Origin of the sequence: Candidatus Burkholderia verschuerenii (assembly GCF_001189365.1) — a bacterium.
Lineage (GTDB): Bacteria > Pseudomonadota > Gammaproteobacteria > Burkholderiales > Burkholderiaceae > Caballeronia > Caballeronia verschuerenii.
The window spans coordinates 12,830-30,579 of record NZ_LFJJ01000052.1 but is presented as its reverse complement, the minus strand read 5'-3'; the positions used below and the strand labels follow the sequence as shown (position 1 = coordinate 30,579).

At 63.3% G+C, this 17,750-nt stretch carries 15 protein-coding genes and 2 pseudogenes; 9 read left to right on the top strand and 8 right to left on the bottom strand.

Features of this window, described 5'->3' with window-relative positions:
- Positions 1 to 411 (bottom strand): aldehyde dehydrogenase family protein (locus BVER_RS11970; RefSeq protein WP_157056027.1); only part of this gene is annotated, 411 nt, incomplete at its 3' end.
- Between the two features lie 174 nt (positions 412 to 585).
- On the opposite strand from BVER_RS11970, the gene ppa reads away from it, so the two are divergent.
- Positions 586 to 1,113 carry an inorganic diphosphatase gene (gene ppa / locus BVER_RS11965; protein WP_050453484.1) on the top strand — a complete coding sequence of 176 codons (528 nt, stop codon included), beginning with the start codon at positions 586 to 588 and terminating at the stop codon, positions 1,111 to 1,113.
- Positions 1,114 to 1,167: 54 nt separating this feature from the next.
- Here the strand turns inward: ppa and BVER_RS11960 are convergent, their stop codons facing one another.
- Positions 1,168 to 1,458 carry a GIY-YIG nuclease family protein gene (locus BVER_RS11960; RefSeq protein ID WP_050453483.1) on the bottom strand — a complete coding sequence of 97 codons (291 nt, stop codon included), beginning with the start codon at positions 1,456 to 1,458 and terminating at the stop codon, positions 1,168 to 1,170.
- Positions 1,459 to 1,640: 182 nt separating this feature from the next.
- Here BVER_RS11960 and BVER_RS11955 point away from each other — a divergent pair, with 182 nt between their 5' ends.
- The 5 genes and pseudogenes from BVER_RS11955 (at position 1,641) to BVER_RS11935 (ending at position 8,991) form a co-directional block, all read left to right on the top strand.
- Positions 1,641 to 2,783: a GNAT family N-acetyltransferase gene (locus BVER_RS11955; protein ID WP_050453482.1), complete on the top strand. Its 1,143-nt coding sequence runs from the start codon at positions 1,641 to 1,643 to the stop codon at positions 2,781 to 2,783.
- A gap of 78 nt (positions 2,784 to 2,861) precedes the next feature.
- On the top strand, positions 2,862 to 4,916 hold the full coding sequence (locus BVER_RS11950) for an NAD(+) synthase (protein WP_050453481.1): 2,055 nt from the start codon (positions 2,862 to 2,864) through the stop codon (positions 4,914 to 4,916).
- Between the two features lie 182 nt (positions 4,917 to 5,098).
- Positions 5,099 to 5,437 carry a P-II family nitrogen regulator gene (gene glnK, locus BVER_RS11945; RefSeq protein WP_008342452.1) on the top strand — a complete coding sequence of 113 codons (339 nt, stop codon included), beginning with the start codon at positions 5,099 to 5,101 and terminating at the stop codon, positions 5,435 to 5,437.
- Between the two features lie 191 nt (positions 5,438 to 5,628).
- Positions 5,629 to 7,388 (top strand): annotated as a pseudogene (locus BVER_RS11940) (cation:proton antiporter).
- A 136-nt stretch (positions 7,389 to 7,524) separates the two neighbouring features.
- On the top strand, positions 7,525 to 8,991 hold the full coding sequence (locus tag BVER_RS11935) for a type 1 glutamine amidotransferase (protein ID WP_440588095.1): 1,467 nt from the start codon (positions 7,525 to 7,527) through the stop codon (positions 8,989 to 8,991).
- A gap of 86 nt (positions 8,992 to 9,077) precedes the next feature.
- Here the strand turns inward: BVER_RS11935 and BVER_RS36455 are convergent, their stop codons facing one another.
- The 4 genes and pseudogenes from BVER_RS36455 to BVER_RS11925 all read right to left on the bottom strand — a co-directional run bounded on the left by BVER_RS36455 (position 9,078) and on the right by BVER_RS11925 (position 11,000).
- Positions 9,078 to 9,440 carry a DUF2968 domain-containing protein gene (locus BVER_RS36455; RefSeq protein WP_440588096.1) on the bottom strand — a complete coding sequence of 121 codons (363 nt, stop codon included), beginning with the start codon at positions 9,438 to 9,440 and terminating at the stop codon, positions 9,078 to 9,080.
- Positions 9,359 to 9,766: pseudogene (locus BVER_RS36450) on the bottom strand (DUF2968 domain-containing protein); the annotation flags it as partial. The gene BVER_RS36455 and the pseudogene BVER_RS36450, both read right to left, overlap by 82 nt.
- Before the next feature lie 74 nt (positions 9,767 to 9,840).
- The gene (locus BVER_RS31455; RefSeq protein ID WP_157056026.1) at positions 9,841 to 9,987 is read right to left on the bottom strand and encodes a hypothetical protein; all 147 of its coding nucleotides are present in this window, start codon (positions 9,985 to 9,987) and stop codon (positions 9,841 to 9,843) included.
- 401 nt (positions 9,988 to 10,388) lie between these two features.
- Complete coding sequence (locus tag BVER_RS11925; protein WP_157056025.1) at positions 10,389 to 11,000, bottom strand: hypothetical protein; 612 nt, start codon at positions 10,998 to 11,000, stop codon at positions 10,389 to 10,391.
- Positions 11,001 to 11,606: 606 nt separating this feature from the next.
- Between BVER_RS11925 and BVER_RS11920 the strand changes: the two genes are divergently transcribed.
- Positions 11,607 to 12,902: an MFS transporter gene (locus BVER_RS11920; RefSeq protein WP_050453478.1), complete on the top strand. Its 1,296-nt coding sequence runs from the start codon at positions 11,607 to 11,609 to the stop codon at positions 12,900 to 12,902.
- Between the two features lie 72 nt (positions 12,903 to 12,974).
- Here BVER_RS11920 and BVER_RS11915 read toward each other — a convergent pair whose 3' ends face one another.
- Both BVER_RS11915 and BVER_RS11910 read right to left on the bottom strand, forming a co-directional pair.
- Positions 12,975 to 13,970: a Fic family protein gene (locus BVER_RS11915; RefSeq protein WP_332309093.1), complete on the bottom strand. Its 996-nt coding sequence runs from the start codon at positions 13,968 to 13,970 to the stop codon at positions 12,975 to 12,977.
- A gap of 441 nt (positions 13,971 to 14,411) precedes the next feature.
- The gene (locus BVER_RS11910; protein ID WP_157056024.1) at positions 14,412 to 16,262 is read right to left on the bottom strand and encodes a tetratricopeptide repeat protein; all 1,851 of its coding nucleotides are present in this window, start codon (positions 16,260 to 16,262) and stop codon (positions 14,412 to 14,414) included.
- Positions 16,263 to 16,390: 128 nt separating this feature from the next.
- On the opposite strand from BVER_RS11910, the gene BVER_RS11905 reads away from it, so the two are divergent.
- Together BVER_RS11905 and BVER_RS11900 are read left to right on the top strand one after the other, a co-directional pair.
- Positions 16,391 to 16,729: an ArsR/SmtB family transcription factor gene (locus BVER_RS11905; protein ID WP_050453475.1), complete on the top strand. Its 339-nt coding sequence runs from the start codon at positions 16,391 to 16,393 to the stop codon at positions 16,727 to 16,729.
- A gap of 25 nt (positions 16,730 to 16,754) precedes the next feature.
- Positions 16,755 to 17,747, top strand: a complete 993-nt coding sequence (locus BVER_RS11900; protein WP_083452154.1) for a cation diffusion facilitator family transporter — start codon at positions 16,755 to 16,757, stop codon at positions 17,745 to 17,747.
- Positions 17,748 to 17,750: the final 3 nt, after the last annotated feature.

Below are 17,750 nucleotides of genomic sequence, written 5' to 3'. Positions count from 1 at the left end.
GCGAATTGTCAGCACGGTAAAGCCGGTCTGATACGGCAGCGTTTCGCCGTGCAGCTTGTCGGCCGCGCCCGCGTAGAACTCGAAATAGCGCGCGATGCCGGTCGCGTCCGCGCGCGCCTGCTTGAGCGGCTTGCCGGTGTCGCGCGCCTTGATCCGGGCGATGTCCTCGTGGCAGGCCGAAATCAGCATCGACAGGCGCGCGAGGATGCGGCCGCGCTCGGCGGCGCTGGTCGCGCCCCAGGAGCCGTTGTAGGCGCGGCGGGCGGCGGCCACGGCGCGGTCGATATCGGCGGGCGTGCCGCGCGCGATCTGCGCGAAAATCCGGCCATCGGAGGGATCGACCACGGGAATCGTTTCGCCGACCGATGGCGCGACCCACTGGTTATCGATGAAATGCCTGGCGTCTTCCATGACACGTCTCCTTTGCGTCTGTTCGGACCGATTATCGCGCCGACGTTCCGCGCCCGCCGGAGCGTAAAACTCGTTTGGCTATAATGCCTGAGTGTCGTATCACGCTATCAAACCCATCGCGTTTCGACGGCGTTGCACCGATTTCGGAACCCAACTTCTCCAAAGAGAGCGCTCATGAGCTTCAATAACGTACCTCCCGGCAAGGATCTCCCGCAGGATTTCAACGTCATCATCGAAATTCCGGCGCAGAGCGATCCCGTCAAATACGAAGCGGACAAGGACATGGGCCTGCTCGTCGTCGATCGTTTCATCGGCACCGGCATGCGCTATCCGGCCAACTACGGCTTCATTCCGCAGACGCTCTCCGGCGACGGCGACCCGGTCGACGTCTTGGTGATCACGCCGTTCCCGCTGCTGGCAGGCTCGGTCGTGCGTTCGCGCGCGCTCGGCATGCTGAAGATGACGGACGAATCCGGCGTCGACGCGAAGCTGATCGCCGTGCCGCACGACAAGATCTGCCCGATGACGGCGAACATCAAGTCGATCGAGGACGTGCCCTCGCATCTGATGGATCAGATCAAGCACTTCTTCGAGCAATACAAGGCGCTCGAAAAGGGCAAGTGGATGAAGGTCGAAGGCTGGGACGGCATCGATGCCGCCCACAAGGAAATCTCGGAAGGCGCGGCGAACTTCAAGAAGTAAGCGCGTTTTTTGGATGACGAAGCCGTCGCATCGCGAGTCGATGCGACGGCTTTTTTATTCTTCGCTGGTTTCGGGCTGAGGCAGCAGCGAATCGAGCGTGCGCACGCCCGCGATCAGTTCGCGCTTTTGCTGCGCATTCAGCCGCTTCACGCGATATTCCGCCCGCAACGCCTCCGACCGTCCCGCCAGTTCGAACGACGCCAGCACGCGCACCGGCTTGCGCGCGCGCGTGTAGCGTGCGCCCTTGCCGCACAGATGCGCGGCGAAGCGCGCTTCAACGTCCGTGGCGACGCCCGTGTACAGGCTGCCGTCGGCGCATTCGATCAGATAGAGGAACCAGGGCATAGGCGCTCGGCGATGATGTGCCGCGCATTATCGCTGAAAGCACCGTGTCGGGGCACGGAAAGGCCGTCGGCGCGCGGGCGGCATTCACCGACTTGCGCGAGAATAGCCGCTTTCGGGCGCGAGTTTCGCGTGGTGTCTTGCCTGCGTCGCTGCGCCCGCCGTCCATTCAGCGAGGTAGCCTGTTGAAGCGCGAGGTCGAAATTCATGTGGTCGATTCGCTCGATGAAATCCCGGCGCACGACTGGAACCGGCTCGCCGGCGACAACCCGTTCGTGCGTCACGGGTTTCTCGCGGCGTTGCAGGAAACCGGCTGCGCGGTCAAGCGCACGGGCTGGCGCGCGCATCATCTGATTCTGAAGCGGGGCGACGAATTCGCCGGCGCGATGCCGCTGTATCTCAAGGCGCACTCGCGCGGGGAATACGTGTTCGATCACGCCTGGGCCGATGCCTTCGAACGTCACGGCGTGCGCTATTACCCGAAGGCGCTGTCCGCCGTGCCGTTTTCGCCGGTGAGCGGGCCGCGTCTGATCGCGGCCGATCACGAAGATCGCGTGCTGCTCGCGCGCGGCGCGATCGAACTGACGCGCAGCCTCGATATCTCGTCGCTGCATGTGCTGTTTCCGCAGGAGCAGGATATCGAAGCGCTGACCGATGCCGGCTACATGCTGCGCGAAGGCGTGCAGTTCCATTGGGAAAACGCGCCCGACGGCGGCTTCGACGACTTCGACGCCTTTCTCGCGACGATGAGCCACGACAAGCGCAAGAAGGTGAAGCAGGATCGCCGGCGCGTGGCGGATGCGGGCGTCACCTATACGTGGCTGCGCGGCGCGGAGATTGATCAGGCGGCGCTCGACTTCTTCTACGACTGCTACGAGAACACCTATCGCGAGCACTGGAATCCGCCGTATCTGACGCGCGAATTCTTCGGGCGCATTCATGACGACGCGCCCGACAGCATGCTGCTCGTGATCGCCGAAGCCGACGGCCAGCGCCTCGCCTGCGCGCTCAACATGATCGGCGGCGACGTGATGTACGGACGCTATTGGGGCACGCGCGAATTCATCTCCGGGCTGCACTTCGAGACGTGCTATATGCAGGGCATCGCGTATTGCATCGCGCATAAGCTGGCGCGCTTCGAAGGCGGCGCGCAGGGCGTGCACAAGATGTCGCGCGGCATGTTGCCGACGCCTACGTGGTCCGCGCACTGGATCGCGGATCAGCGTTTCGCGCATGCGATCAGCGAGTTTCTCGATGCCGAAACCGAAGCGATGGATCAGCATATCGAAGAGCTCGAAGCGCATACGCCGTTCAGAAAAAAGACCTGAAAGCGCGTGCGATAATCGTCGCGCCTTCATTCGATTCGCTCGCTTAAACGCTTAAACGTCTACTCGCCCACGCGCACCATGAGTCAAGAATTCTTCAACCTGTACAGTCATGACTTTGCGCGCGTCGCCGTCGGAGTGCCGCTGTGCAAGGTCGCCGATCCCGAATACAACGCGACGGAAACCATCGAGCTCGCCAAACAGGCGGCCGTGCGCGGCGCGGTGCTGGTCGCGTTTCCGGAACTGGGCATCTCCGCTTATACGTGCGACGACCTGTTCCATCAGCGCGCCTTGCTCGATGCCTGCGAAGCCGCGGTGCAAAGCATTGTCGAAGCCTCGAAGACGCTGAAGATCGCGATGATCGTCGGCGCGCCGGTACGCGCCGAGCACAAGCTCTTCAACTGCGCGATCGTGATCGCCGATGGCGCGATTCGCGGCGTCGTGCCGAAGAGCTATCTGCCGAACTACGGCGAGTTCTACGAAGCACGCCAGTTCAGTCCCGCCGATGCCGCCACCACGCGCACGCTCTCGCTGTGCGGACAGAGCGTGCCGTTCGGCGCGTCGCTGCTGTTCCAGATCGCGGACCTGCCGCTGTTCCGCTTTCACGTCGAGATTTGCGAGGACGTGTGGGTGCCGATTCCGCCGTCGTCGTTCGCGGCACTCGCGGGCGCGACCGTGCTGGTGAATCTGTCGGCGTCGAATATTGTCGTGGGGAAGTCGGCGTATCGGCATCAGCTGGTCGGGCAGCAGTCCGCGCGATGCATCGCCGCGTATCTGTACACCTCGGCGGGCGATGGCGAATCGTCCACCGATCTGGCGTGGGACGGGCAAGGTCTGATCTACGAAAACGGCGAGTTGCTGGCGGAGTCGGAGCGCTTTTCCGGCGCGTCGCATCTGATTTTCGCGGATGTCGATCTCGAACGTCTGTCGCGCGAACGGATGCGGCAAACCACTTTCGGGCGCTCGACGCATCGGCATATCGAGGAAGTCGAACGATTCGATGTGATCGAATTCCCGTTGCCGATTCCGCGTCAGGGAAAGCTTGCGCTCGAGCGGTGCGTCGAACGTTTCCCCTACGTGCCGTCCGATGCCGCGCGTCGCGACGAACGCTGCAACGAGGTCTACAACATTCAGGTGCAGGCCTTGCTGCAACGTCTGCAATCGTCGCGGATGTCGAAGGTGGTGATCGGCGTGTCGGGCGGACTCGATTCGACGCACGCGCTGCTCGTCTGCGCGAAAGCGATGGACCGGCTCGGCCTGCCGCGCGCGAATATCCTCGCGTACACGATGCCCGGTTTCGCCACCAGCGAGCGCACGCTCAAGCAGGCGCGCGAACTGATGGAAGTGATCGGCTGCACGGCGCAGGAAATCGATATCCGTCCGAGTTGCGTGCAGATGTTGTCGGATATCGGCCATCCGCACAGCACGGGCGCGGAGCAATACGACATCACCTACGAGAACGTGCAGGCGGGCGAGCGCACCAGCCATCTGTTCCGGCTCGCGAACTTCAACAACGCGATCGTTATCGGCACGGGCGATCTGAGCGAACTTGCGCTCGGATGGTGCACGTATGGCGTCGGCGATCACATGTCGCACTACAACGTCAACGCGAGCGTGCCGAAGACGCTGATCACGCATCTGGTGCGCTGGGTCGCGGAGTCGGGGCAGATCGGCTATGCGGGCACCGAAGTGCTCGACAATATTCTGAGCACCGATATCAGCCCCGAACTGATTCCCGGCAAGAGCGGGGCGGTCGAGCAGAAGACGGAAAGCGTCATCGGGCCGTACGAATTGCAGGACTTCAATCTGTACTACACGTTGCGCTTCGGTTTCGCGCCGTCGAAGGTCGCGTTTCTCGAACTGCACGCATGGCACGATCGCAATCGGGGCAACTGGCCCGAAGGTCCGGACGTCGCGCGCAATCAGTACGATCTCGCGGCGATCCGCAAGAATCTCGCGATCTTCCTCGACCGGTTTTTCCGTACCAGCCAGTTCAAGCGTTCATGCATTCCGAACGCGCCGAAGGTCGGATCGGGCGGCTCGCTGTCGCCGCGCGGCGACTGGCGCGCACCGAGCGATTCGCAGGCAACCGTGTGGCTCAAGGACCTCGAACGCATTCCGGTCGAGAAGCCTTGATCGCGGATGCACTCGTGTCGTGCATGAAAGCGCGGATTATTCGCTCAACTCGCGGTTAACCGAACCGCTTTCGCGACGAAACGCGGCTAGAATCGAATGCATCAGTCACGCATCGTGTGTGTATCAGGCACGCGCGTGACGAACACCCTTTTGAACACCTTGATATCGAAGCGAGGCACGTCATGAAACGCATCACCGCCATCATCAAACCGTTCAAGCTCGACGAAGTTCGCGAAGCGCTGGCCGAAGTCGGCCTCACCGGCCTGACGGTCACGGAAGTGAAGGGCTTCGGCCGTCAGAAAGGTCACACGGAGCTTTATCGTGGTGCAGAGTATGTGGTCGACTTTCTGCCGAAGGTGAAGATCGAAGTCGTCGTGGCCAACGATCAAACCGATCAGGTCATCGACGCGATCATCGGCGCGGCGCGCACCGGCAAGATCGGCGACGGCAAGATCTTCGTCGCGGATGTCGAGCGCGTGATTCGTATCCGCACCGGCGAGGAAAACGAAGCGGCGGTCTGATCGCCGTCTGTCGGTTTTGGCCCGCTCGTTCTGAGCGGGCTTGCAGTTCCCCTTAGTTCAAAGCGCGCGCATGCACCTTCGCGATGCGCGCCGTCCGTTCGTCCCGTCTAGACGCTTGCCCGAACGCAGCAAATCGCCTGCGGTGCGGTACTATCGCTTTGTCCCGTTATTTTTTTGTAAGGAATCGATGAATGCATCACGCGATCGGCTTTATTCAGGATCTCGCGGTGATCATGGCGATCGCCGGCGTCGTGACGGTCCTGTTTCACCGCATGCGGCAGCCGGTCGTGTTGGGCTATATCGTCGCGGGCGTGATCATCGGGCCGTACACGCCGCCGTTCAATCTGATCCACGATGAAGCGACGATTCAGACGCTCGGCGAACTCGGCGTCGTCTTTCTGATGTTTTCGCTCGGGCTGGAATTCAGCCTGCGCAAGCTGTTTCGCGTCGGCGCGACGGCCTTCGTCGCCGCGCTCTCCGAGATCGTGCTGATGATCTGGATCGGCTACGAGATCGGCCGATGGTTCGACTGGAGCGTGATGGATTCGCTGTTTCTCGGCGCGATGCTCGCCATTTCGTCGACGATGATTATCGTCAAGGCGCTGTCCGAGCTCGGCATGAAGGGCGCGAACTTCGCGCAACTCGTGTTCGGCATTCTGATCGTCGAGGATATTCTCGCCATCGCGATGCTCGTGCTGCTGTCGGGCATCGCGCAGACCGGCTCGGTGAGCGCGGGCGTGGCGTTCGTCACGCTCGGCAAGCTGCTGCTGTTCATGACGGTGTCGCTGGTGGTCGGCATTCTGACCGTGCCGCGCGCGCTCGATTATGTGGCGCGATCCGGGCGCGACGAGATGCTGCTCGTCACCGTGCTGGGCTTCTGTTTCGCGTTCTGTCTGATGGTCGTGAAGCTCGATTATTCGATCGCGCTCGGCGCGTTTCTGATCGGCGCGATCATGGCGGAATCGAAGAATCTCGCGCGCATCGAGCATCTGATCGCGCCGGTGCGCGACATGTTCTCGGCGATTTTCTTCGTCACCATCGGCCTGCTGCTCGATCCGACCGTGCTCGTGCAGTATGCGTGGCCGATCGCGGTGATCACCATCGCGGTGGTCGCGGGCAAGATCGTGTCGTGCGGGCTCGGCACTTTTCTCGCCGGCAAGGACGGCCGCACCGCGATGCGCGTCGGCATGAGCGTGGCGCAGATCGGCGAGTTTTCGTTCATCATCGCCTCGCTTGGGTTGTCGCTTAAGGTGACGAGCGGCTTTCTCTATCCGATCGCGGTGGCCGTCTCCGCGCTGACGACGCTGTTCACGCCGTACCTGATCCGCGCCGCCGATCCGATCACCATGCGTCTCGCCAGCGCGATGCCCGTGCCGCTTGCCAACACCTTCGGCATGTATTCGCAATGGCTGTCGAATCTGACGCCCGCGAGCGGCGGCCCGACGCTGTTCTCGATGACCAAGCGCATCGTGCTCCAGATCGCGATCAATCTCGCGCTGGTCGCGGCGATTTTTCTCGGCGCGTCGTATTCGGCGCCGTTCGCGTCGAACTATCTGGCGCGCTGGCTCGACTCCGACAACGCGCAGCGCGTCGTGCTGTGGGGCGCGGCGCTGATCGTCGCGTTGCCGTTTCTGGTCGCGGTGTATCGCAAGCTGGAGTCGCTGGCGCTGCTGCTCGCCGAAATCAGCGTGCAGCCGGCGAAGGCGGGACGTTTCACGCGCGCGATCCGCTCGGCCGTGTCGGGGCTGATTCCGATCGTCGCGATGTTCGGCGTGTTTCTACTGGTCGCGGCGTTGTCGGGCGGTATCCTGCCGCCGTTCGGCCTGATGGTCGCCGTGCTATTGTGCGCGCGCTGCTGCTGACGGTGCTGTGGCGCTGGTGCGTCAAGATTCACGCGACGATGCAGATCGCGCTGCGCGAGACTTTCGAGGACCCGCGCGACCATCACTGACGATATGACAGGATGTGCCGCGATGTGAGCAAATGTTTAGCGGTTTGCCGTGGTAAGACCAGAGGCGGATAATCGGAATTGTGTCCATTCTTCCTACGACGCCCAGACGTCTGACATCGGAATGAGCGAGAACAAAATGTCCAACGACGCAAACCCCTCGGGAACCAGCGCGGGTGCAGGCGGTAACGATCCGCGACGTGGTGGCGCGGATTCCGCCGCAAGCGGTGTCTCGCAGGACGGCGCGCCCAAGCGCCCGGCGGCGGCCCCGCCAATAAGCGAAGCCAATCCGACCGCGCCGCCCGAAACGGCTGCGCAGGCGTCGGCGCCCGGGCCGAAGGCAAGCGCGTCCGAACGCGCATCGACGGATGCGCCTTCGAGCGCATCGAATGTCGAAGCCGCCGATCTGCAGCAGGCGCGCGCCGACGATGCCCGCGAAGCGCGCGCGGTGGCCGCCAGCGCCACGGCGGCGCAGGAAGCAGCGGTTCGCGCCAAAGCGCCGCCGCCCGTCGATGCCCGCGCCAGCCTCGCGCAGAATCTCGAAGCCGCGACGGAAGCCGAAGCCGCCACGGATGTCGATATCGACACGCTGACGGTCGTCGAAGAACCGGCGACCGTCTCGCCCGCGCCGAAGGGCTTTCCGCCGGAAATCAGCGCGGTGCCGGACTTCGGCGCGCTCAATCCGCCGCAGATGCCACCGCATCAGCAGCCGGGCGCGCAGCCCCAGCATGCCTACATGAAGCAGTCGGATTCGACGTGGTCGGTGTTCGGCCGCGTGATCGCGGCGCGCGCGCGGCAGATTTTCGACCGGGCCGGGCAGCGCATGACGCAGCGGACGCTGCGCATCGGCGTATCGGCGCGGATCTTTCACCCGGAACCGGGCGCGAAAGGGCTGCGCGGCAAGACCTTGCAGTATCTGGAGGAATCCATCGCGCATTGGGTGATGTCGCGCGACGTGCTGGTGTTCATGATTCCGACGGTCGGGCATCAGGGCATGCTGCACACGAGCAACATTCGCCTGCGCGATTACGCGAAGCATCTCGACGGCCTGCTGCTGCAAGGCGGCGCAGACGTCTCGCCGCAGTCCTACGAGGAAGTCACGACGCGTCCCGAATGGCCGGGCGATCGCGTGCGCGACATGTACGAACTGGAGCTGCTGCACGAGTTCATCGAGTCGGGCAAGCCCGTGCTGGGCGTGTGTCGCGGCTGCCAGCTGATCAACGTGGCGTTCGGCGGCACGCTCTACGGCGATATCGCCACCGACATGCCGACGGCCGGTATCCACGTCAACGAGCAGTACGATCAGCATCGTCACTCGATCCGTTTTCCGGACGGTTCTTCGCTCGTCAACATGTTCCCGAATAACCGCGACGCGCTCGTCAACTCGATCCACCATCAGGCGGTGCGCACGGTCGGCCGCGATCTGAATATCGAGGCGGTGTCGGCGGAGGACGGCATCATCGAGGCGGTGCGGTATCGCAAGGCGCCGTTTGTCGTCGGCGTGCAATGGCATCCGGAGTTTCATCGCGCGGGCGGCGACGAACTGCTCGACTGCACGCCGCTGCTCGATACCTTCCTGCGCGTGGCGCGCGAAACGCGGTTCTGATATCGCAGATTCGACGCGTTCAAAGCAGAAGGCCCGCTTCGTGTGAAGCGGGCCTTCTGCATTTCAGCCTTCGACGGTTGGACGGATCAACGCACCGAAGACGGCGCAACCGGCGTCAAACCGGCTTCGCTCTGACGCTGAAGCTGATCGACCTGCTGCTGCAACACGCGCAGCTTGCGCTCGGCTTCGGCCTTGTCCGATGCCAGCGCCATCGATTCGGCCTGCAACTTCTGCTGACGTTCCGATACCTGCGCGTCCTGCTGCTGCGCCAGCGCGAGATCGGCCGACAAGCGGTTCGCCGATACCGCGACACGCGATCGAGCAGCGCGGTCTGCGCCTGAAGCTGCGCGCGACGAATTTCGCCCGACGCCAGATCGAAACTCTTGCGCGCGAACTGAGCGTAGACCGATTCGGCGCGCACATCGTCCTGCGTTTTCACGACGCGCCACAAACGCGTCTCCTGCGACAGCGCGATGTAGTACACCATCTCGCGCGGCAGGAAGTAGAGCTGCGCGCCGTAACTGGCGTTGCGCGTCGAGCGGAGTTCGACGAGGCTGCCCGCCTTGGTCAGATCCTGCAACTCCGTGACATTGCCGGTGACAGGCGCGCCCGAGCCATCGGGCGTGATATCGGACAGATCGTCCGCGGGCGCGGGCTGACTTGCCGATGTGTCGGGCTTGGCGGCGGCGAGCGCATCGGCCAGCGGGAAGAACGCGCCGAACAGCGTCAGCGTGAAGATGAGAATCGCGGAGCGGGTGGAACGTAAGTGCTTCATGGTGGCATCGTGCCGAAAAAGTAGAATAGGGCGACGAGGTGTCGCCCGGTGCGTTGAGGGCTGTGCGGCGTCTCTCATTTCGCGGATGCATGGCGCGCTTCGTTGCCCGACACGCCCGCGTTGAAGTTGTCATCGAGTGTCGGCGAATGCTGGAGCATGTCGTAGAGCGACCGGGTGTCCAGCGAGCTGACTGGTTTGGTTACCGGCGCCAAGCGCGTCACGCTGTCTCGTTGCGCGTAGGTGTCGCGTGGCGCGTAAGCGCGGTGGTCGCGGGCGCGCGTGACGTTCGGTGCGGCGTCGTAGGCGTCGTAGTAAGCGTCTCCGGCCCACGATGCAGCGCGGGTTTTCGTGGCTTTGCGGCTGGTCGCTGCATATGAAACCGGCGCGTTCGACGATGATGGCCGGTGCGCATAGGCGGTGGCAGCGCGGTGGGTCTCGGTACGTGCGACGCGCTTGGCGGCGTGCTCCGTGGCGGTGGCGCGTGTCGCGCGCTCCGCGACGATGGCGCGCGTAGTCGCCGGGCGAGCGGCGACCGCAACCGGCGATGTTTTTGCGTGGCGCGTGTTCGTGGCCTGTGTGACCGGCCCTTGTGCGACTGGCGCGATCGGTGTGATCGGCGTTATCAGTGTAACGGCGGCGGGCTTTGCCGCCTGACTGACGGTCTCGACGACGGGCTGTCGTTTGCCGGCGGCGTTACTGTCAGTTGCGTCGGCTTCGGCACGGGCGGCGTGTTGTCTGCAATCCTAAGCGTGGAGACAGGCGCGGGGGCTGTGGTTACTTCGGGCTTCGCATCAACCTTCGCGTCGGCACCCGCATCACCCTTCGCATCATTCTCGGCGCTCGATGCAGCGGGCGCGATATCGTCCGGCAAATGCTGTTCGTGGCCGAAGATCAGCCACGCGACGAGCGCCGCGGCTGCCAGTGCGACGGCGGTCTTCAGCGGCTTCGGGATGATGGCCTCGTCGGACGGCCGGCGATACTCGGGCGGACGCACATTCAGCGGAATGGGTTCCGCGACCGGCGCGGCTTGCGGCGTGGGCGTGGGTTCCTCGACATCGTAACCCTGAATCAGACGCAGCATGGACTGACGCACGCGGCTGTTCGGGAACACGGCCCACAGGTTCATCGGCGCGTACGGCGCGCTGCGCTCGGCGAGCGAGACCGCTTCGGTATAGGCGGTTTCGAGCCGCGCCGCGAACAGCGATATTTCGGAGTTCGATCGGATCGGGCGCATGCGCGCGGACGACCACTCGCGACCGAAACGCAAAAGCGGATCGGTCAGCGGACGTAGCGATGGCAGGCGAATGTGCCTTCCACAACGATCAGCGGCTCGGTCATGAAGAATTCCAGTAGCGTGCGCCGACGCCAGAGCCGCGGATAGGCGGCGTTGAGCATCGACTGCGAGGACAGCCAAATTTAACCCGCGATCATACGAAAGCGTCGGTCATCATGCGACCAGAGGTTTCCTATTATCATTTTTTAACAGGAATACTGATTGACTAACGCAACCGTTTGTGATGCTGCTTGTTGGCAGTGGATTAATCGAGAAAGCGGCAAGGGCGCAGACACTAGTGACGAGAGCGCGGAATCGAAAGCCTGCGGCGAACATGTGGAAAGCAAAATGAATGACTATGGATAGGCGTATGTAAGATAATTTTAATATTTACTTGGGCGAAATTAGCCGAAGTTGCGTGCAGCGCGGCGACATGACGCGGTAAGATTGAGGCGACGGGGCTTGACAGGCGTGTTACGGGTTAACCCTATAAATATAAACAGCCGCTGTCAGGCGGCTTGAGTTTGGCGATCGCACCGCTCCCCAGTCAGTTTTTGAGATAGTCACATGTCCTCAGCCCATATAGCACCCGCCAACGAGTCGAAGGCCAAGACGGTTTTCCGTGTCGTCAGCGGCAACTTCCTCGAGATGTACGACTTCATGGTCTATGGCTATTACGCTTCGGCGATCGCCAAGACCTACTTTCCGAGCGGCAACGAATTCGCCTCGCTGATGCTCGCGCTTTCCGTGTTCGGCGCGGGCTTCCTGATGCGGCCGGTCGGCGCGATCGTGCTCGGCGCGTACATCGACCATCACGGCCGACGCAAGGGCTTGATTCTCACGCTCGCATTGATGGCGGTCGGCACGGCTTGCGTCGCGCTGGTGCCGGGTTACGCGACCATTGGCGCGTTCGCACCGGTCATCGTGCTGGGCGGGCGACTGCTGCAGGGATTTTCGGCGGGCGTGGAACTGGGCGGCGTCTCGGTGTATCTGTCGGAGATCGCGACCAAGGGCAACAAGGGTTTCTATTGTTCGTGGCAGTCGGGTAGCCAGCAGGTCGCGGTGGTGTTCGCGGCGCTCATCGGCGTGATCATGAATCGCACGCTGCCGCCCGAGCAGATGACCGCCTGGGGCTGGCGCGTGCCGTTCCTGATCGGCTGCCTGATCGTGCCGTTCCTGTTCATCATCCGTCGTTCGCTGCGTGAGACGGACGAGTTCCTGGCCAAGAAGCATCGTCCGAACATGGGCGAGATCGCGCGCTCGATCGGCCAGAACTGGGGCGTGGTGATTGCCGGCATGGGCATGGTGATTATGACGACGGTGTCGTTCTACATGATCACCGCGTACACGCCGACGTTCGGCAAGGAAGTGCTCAAGCTGTCCGCCATCGATGCGCTGGTCGTGACGGTATGCGTCGGCATCTCGAATCTGGTGTGGCTGCCAGTGATGGGCGCGGTGTCGGATCGCATCGGACGCCGTCCGGTGCTGCTGGTGTTCACGATTCTGACCATCCTGACGTCGTATCCGGCGGTGCAGTGGCTGGTCGCCGATCCGTCGTTCGCGCGTCTGTTGATGGTCGAACTGTGGCTGTCGTTCCTGTACGGCAGCTACAACGGCGCGATGGTCGTCGCGCTGACCGAAGTCATGCCCGCCGATGTGCGCACCACTGGCTTTTCGATGGCCTACAGCCTCGCGACGACCATCGGCGGTTTCACGCCGGCGATCTCGACCTATCTGATCCACGCGACGGGCAACAAGGCCGCGCCCGGCATCTGGATGGGTCTCGCGGCGATCTGCGGCCTGATCGCGACGTTCGTGCTGTATCGCACGCCAGAAGCGCGGAATCAGTATAAGACGGCTTGATGGGTGGGTGGAGTCGTGAGGTTCGGACATGCCCCGTAAGTCGACGACTTTCGGGGCATGTCCAGCAGTGATTCAGTGCGGTCGATCGGCATCGATCCATGCCTGAGTAGCGGTCATCGTCAGTCGGTAACGCGCGCAGTTGAACACGGCGAGCTTCTTGAGTTCATCGAGAAGCATGGCTTCGAATCCGGGCGCACGCTCGTCAGAAAGGCCCAATTCCTCGATCACCGTCTGAGCGGATCGTCTGTCGCGGACTACCAGCCCGACAGCTTCCGTCAAGTACTCCCGATATTTCAATCTAAGCGGATCGGGTGCACCCACGGACTCCATCACGACGATGTACTTCTTCATCGAGCGGCGATACGTCCATTCGAACAAATCGACTGCGCGCGAGACGTCGAGAAATTCGTACACGCCCAGCATCGCCAGCGCGTAGTCGCGAGGACTGACATCCAGAAACGAGAGCGGCGAGCAGTTATAGAGCATCAGCGGAATGTTCGCCGCCAGTCTGCTGGTGCGCTTGTTGCCGTCCTCGAATGGCTGTAAATAGGCGAGGTTCACCCAAAGAAAGAACGCGCCCTCGATCGGATTTTTGATAAGTCGCGCTTTGTTGAGGATCATCTCCAGCATGTCCTCGAGCAACGCGGGTATCTGGGTCGGGATATAGACCGTATCGCTGATGTTGACCATCTTCGTGCGGATCGCGCCCAAAGCTTCCGTGTCGGCGAGCAAGTCGCTCATCAGCACCGCGTGCAAGTTGCGAACGATGGAGGCCGACAAGCCTTGCATCGGCACGCCGTCGACCATGAACTCGATCGCCGCCTTATGGTTCAACAACATGACCGCGTCGGCATCGTCGCCGGCGGTGCCGCGCCGGAACAGCTCTTCCGTGGCCAGCAAGGAAAAGCGATTCCCTTCCAGGTGAGAGGACGACCAGGACAGATCGATCAGTAGTTGTTCCAGCACCTTGCGCGCGTATGTTCCCGCCGGCTGTTGTTCGCGCAGTCGTCCGTCGCGATACAGGCTCTCGGCTAACTCTCGAGGCATGAGCCAACTCTCGTTGGGCACGTAGTCTTCGACGAACCTGCGCTGATAAGTTACAGGGTTGCGCGCGGCCAGCGGCAGCTCGAGTTCGATCGAAGCGGCGGATCATGCCGGCCCTGCTGCCACGAGTGGCTCATTGGAGCCGCCTGGTGAGTCTGTAGTTTTGTCCGCTAGTCGATTAGCGCGTTGCTCGGGCCTGACCGCTGCGCGTGATGTGCCCGCTGGCACACAACGCGTCTAGATGGCGACGGACCGTAGCCGAACTTCCTTGCGTGACACGAATTACGTCTGTGGATGTGACCGCGGTGTTGCCCGCTCTGGCTAAGCCTTGCATCGCTTCGATGATGGCTGCGGCTGTGATTCTGCTCATGTTTGGAGTATTGGCTCATTTATGAGGAGATACTACCTCGGAATGAGCATATTCTCTATATTTGAGCAGATTTTGGGCAGATACTGAACCCCGCACTACTCCCCCAACGCCGCCACCATCCCCGCCATCACCCCATCCCACGCCCCCGGCGCTTGCTGCCTGACCAGCCGCGCGCTCGGATACCACGGCGTGCGATCCGTATCGACGCCCCAGCGCCAGTCGGCGGCGAAGGGCAGCATCACCCATAGCGGCTTGCCGAGCGCGCCCGCCAAGTGCGCAACCGATGTATCGACGGACACGACCGCATCCAGCCGATCGACGATCGCGGCGGTATCCGCGAAATTCTGCAGGCGGCCTTCGAAGCGGTGAATCGACTTCGCGTTCGGCTGCATCTGCAGCACTTCGCGTTCGTGATCGGTGAGAAACGGCTGCAGCACGACCCAGTCGATGCCCTCGAGCGCGAACAGCGGCGCCAGCGATTCGACCGGCGCGGATCGCGTCTCGCCCGGTTGCAGACGTCCCGACCAGGTGATGCCGATCTTGCGCCGCGCCTGCCCGCCGATCGAGCCGCGCCATTTGCGCCGATATTCCGCTGGTACGATCAGATACGGCGCGCGCGCGGGAATCGCCTCGGCGGACGCGATGCCCAGCGCCAGCGGCAGCGACAGCAGCGGACAGAACGCATCGGCATGCATGCGCACGCCGTCGCTCTTGCTCTTCACTTCGATGCGCGCGGCATGCGCGGCCGGCGCGATCAACGGCACCAGCGACGGCTGCACTTCCAGCACCAGCGTGCCGACGCGCTTTCTCGCATACGCCGCGAAACGCACGAACTGCAAGGTATCGCCGAAGCCCTGTTCGGCGCGCACGACCAGCGTGCCATGCGGCAGCGCTTCGCCGTTCCAGCGCGGCAGCGACGGCGCGGCTTCGCTGCCGGGCGTCTGCAGACGCCACTCGTAACCGGACAAACCGCGTTTGTAATCGCCGAGCGCGAGCATCGCCAGCGCGCGATTCAGATGCGCGGCGGGCATGTCGGCATCGAGACGCAGCGCCTGATCGAACGCGCGGATGGCGGCGCGATGCGCGGCCAGCGCCATCTGCGAATTGCCGAGACACAGCCACGCGATGCCGTACTTCGGATCGAGCCCGACGGCGCGCTCGAACGCCGGCACCGCGTCCCGATGACGCCCCAGCTTGGCAAGCGCATGCCCGAGCCCGAAATGCGCCGGCGCGAATCGCGGCTGCAAGGCCAGCGCTTTTTCGAGCGACGGCAGCGCGTCTTTCGGATGCCCGTGCGTATCGAGCATATTGCCGAGGTTGAAATGCGCGGCGGCGTAATTCGGTTCGGCATCGATGGCGGCGCGGAATTGCTCCATCGCGCCGAGCGTGTCGCCGAGCGCGTTGAGCGCCATGCCGAGATTGTTGTGCGCGCCGGCATGCTTCGGCCGCAGCGACAGCGCGCGACGGAACGCCGCGCTCGCTTCCTCGTGCTTCTGGAGCGCGGCCAGCGAATTGCCGAAGTTGTTCCACGCGGCGGCATCGTCCGGATTGATGCGCAGGGTCTTTTCGAACAGATCGGCGGCATCTTCGTGACGGCCGATCAGCGAATAGGCGTTGCCCAGGTTGTACTGCGCCGGCGGAAAGCCCGGCGCGAGCGTGAGCGCATTGCGAAACCGCTCGATGGCGTCGTCGATGCGGCCCAGCGCCTTGAGCGCGTTGCCGAGATTCAGTTGCAGGCCGGCGTCGGTCGGACGCAGATCGACCGCGCGACGGACGAGCTCGGCCGCCTCCGCGTGCTGGCCTTGCTGATGGCGCAGCACGCCGAGGTAATGCAGGGCGTCGACGTGTCGCGGTTCGGCGGCGAGCGCGGCGCAGTAGTCGCGTTCCGCATCGGTGAGGCGACCGTCACGATGGGCCGCGAACCCACGGGCGAATACGGTGTCCATGACGGGAAAATTTTGCAAACTCCGCATTTTCCCACACTCGTGACGGCGGTCTTCGGATTTGGGCTTGACCTGTTGCCCTCATGGTACTTAACATATGAACACATATTCACATGTTAGTCGATGTCGCGATGTCTTCTTCTCCAACCGTCAGCATCACGTCGGACGATCGCGTCGTGCCGCTCGCCGACCTGTTTCGCCTGCTGGGCGATCCCACCCGTTTGCGCATCGTGCTGTCGTGCGTCGAGCAGAAACGCGCGGTCGGCGCGATCGCCGAAACGCTGGGTTTGTCGGCGTCGCTGGTGAGCCATCATCTGCGGCTGCTGCGGGCCGCGCGCATCGTGCGGGCGGAGCGGCAGGGCAAGCAGGTGTTCTACGTGGCGGCGGATCGCCATATCAGCGCGATGCTCGGCGAGTTGCTGGAGCACGTCGCGGAGCCGCAGCAATCCGATGCTACCGATATCGAGTAACCGAAAGCAATCACGAGCCACGCCGATGAGCACGCATTCGCATCACGATCACGATCAAGATCACGAAGAACACAAGCATGACCACGGCCACGCCCATGACCACGGCGCGGGCGGACATCATCACCATCACGCGCCGCAGGAGGGACAAGGACGGACGTTCGCGCTCGCGGTCGGGCTGAACGTGCTGATCGTCGTCGTGCAGGCGGTCTATGGCGTGCTCGCGCATTCCACCGCGCTGCTCGCCGACGCCGGCCACAATCTGTCCGACGTGCTTGGTCTGCTGCTCGCGTGGGCGGCCGTGTGGCTCGGCCAGCGCCGGCCCAGCGCGCGCTACACCTTCGGCCTCGGCAGTTCGTCGATTCTCGCCTCGCTCGCCAACGCGGCGCTGCTGCTGTTTGCGTGCGGCGCGATCGTCCTCGAATCGATCCAGCGGCTGCTCAATCCCGCGCCGGTCGCGGGCCTCGACGTGTTCGTGGTCGCCACGCTCGGGCTGATCGTCAACGGTTTCTCCGCGTGGCTCTTCATGCGCGGCAGCAAGGAAGATCTCAACGTGCGCGGCGCCTTCCTGCACATGGCCGCCGATGCCGCGATTTCCGCCGCCGTCGCCGTGAGTGGCCTCGTCATCCTGTTCACGGGCGCGAGCTGGCTCGATCCGCTGATGAGCCTGATCGTCGTATCGGTGATCGTTTGGGGCACCTGGGGCCTCGGCCGCGACGCGATGCGCCTCGCGATGGGCGCGGTGCCGCCGGGCGTCGATATGGCGCGTATCCGCACCTATCTGACGCGTCTGCCGGGCGTCGACGATGTGCACGATCTGCACGTCTGGGCGCTCTCGACGACGGAAAACGCGCTGACGGTGCATCTGGTGATGCCGCAGGGCCATCCGGGCGATACCTTCGTGCAGGGCGTCGTCGCGACCTTGCGCACCGATTACGCGATGCATCACTCGACGCTGCAGGTGGAATTCGGCTCGGCGTGCCAGGCCTGCGTCTTGCAGCAGCGCGGACACGTCCACTGAGCA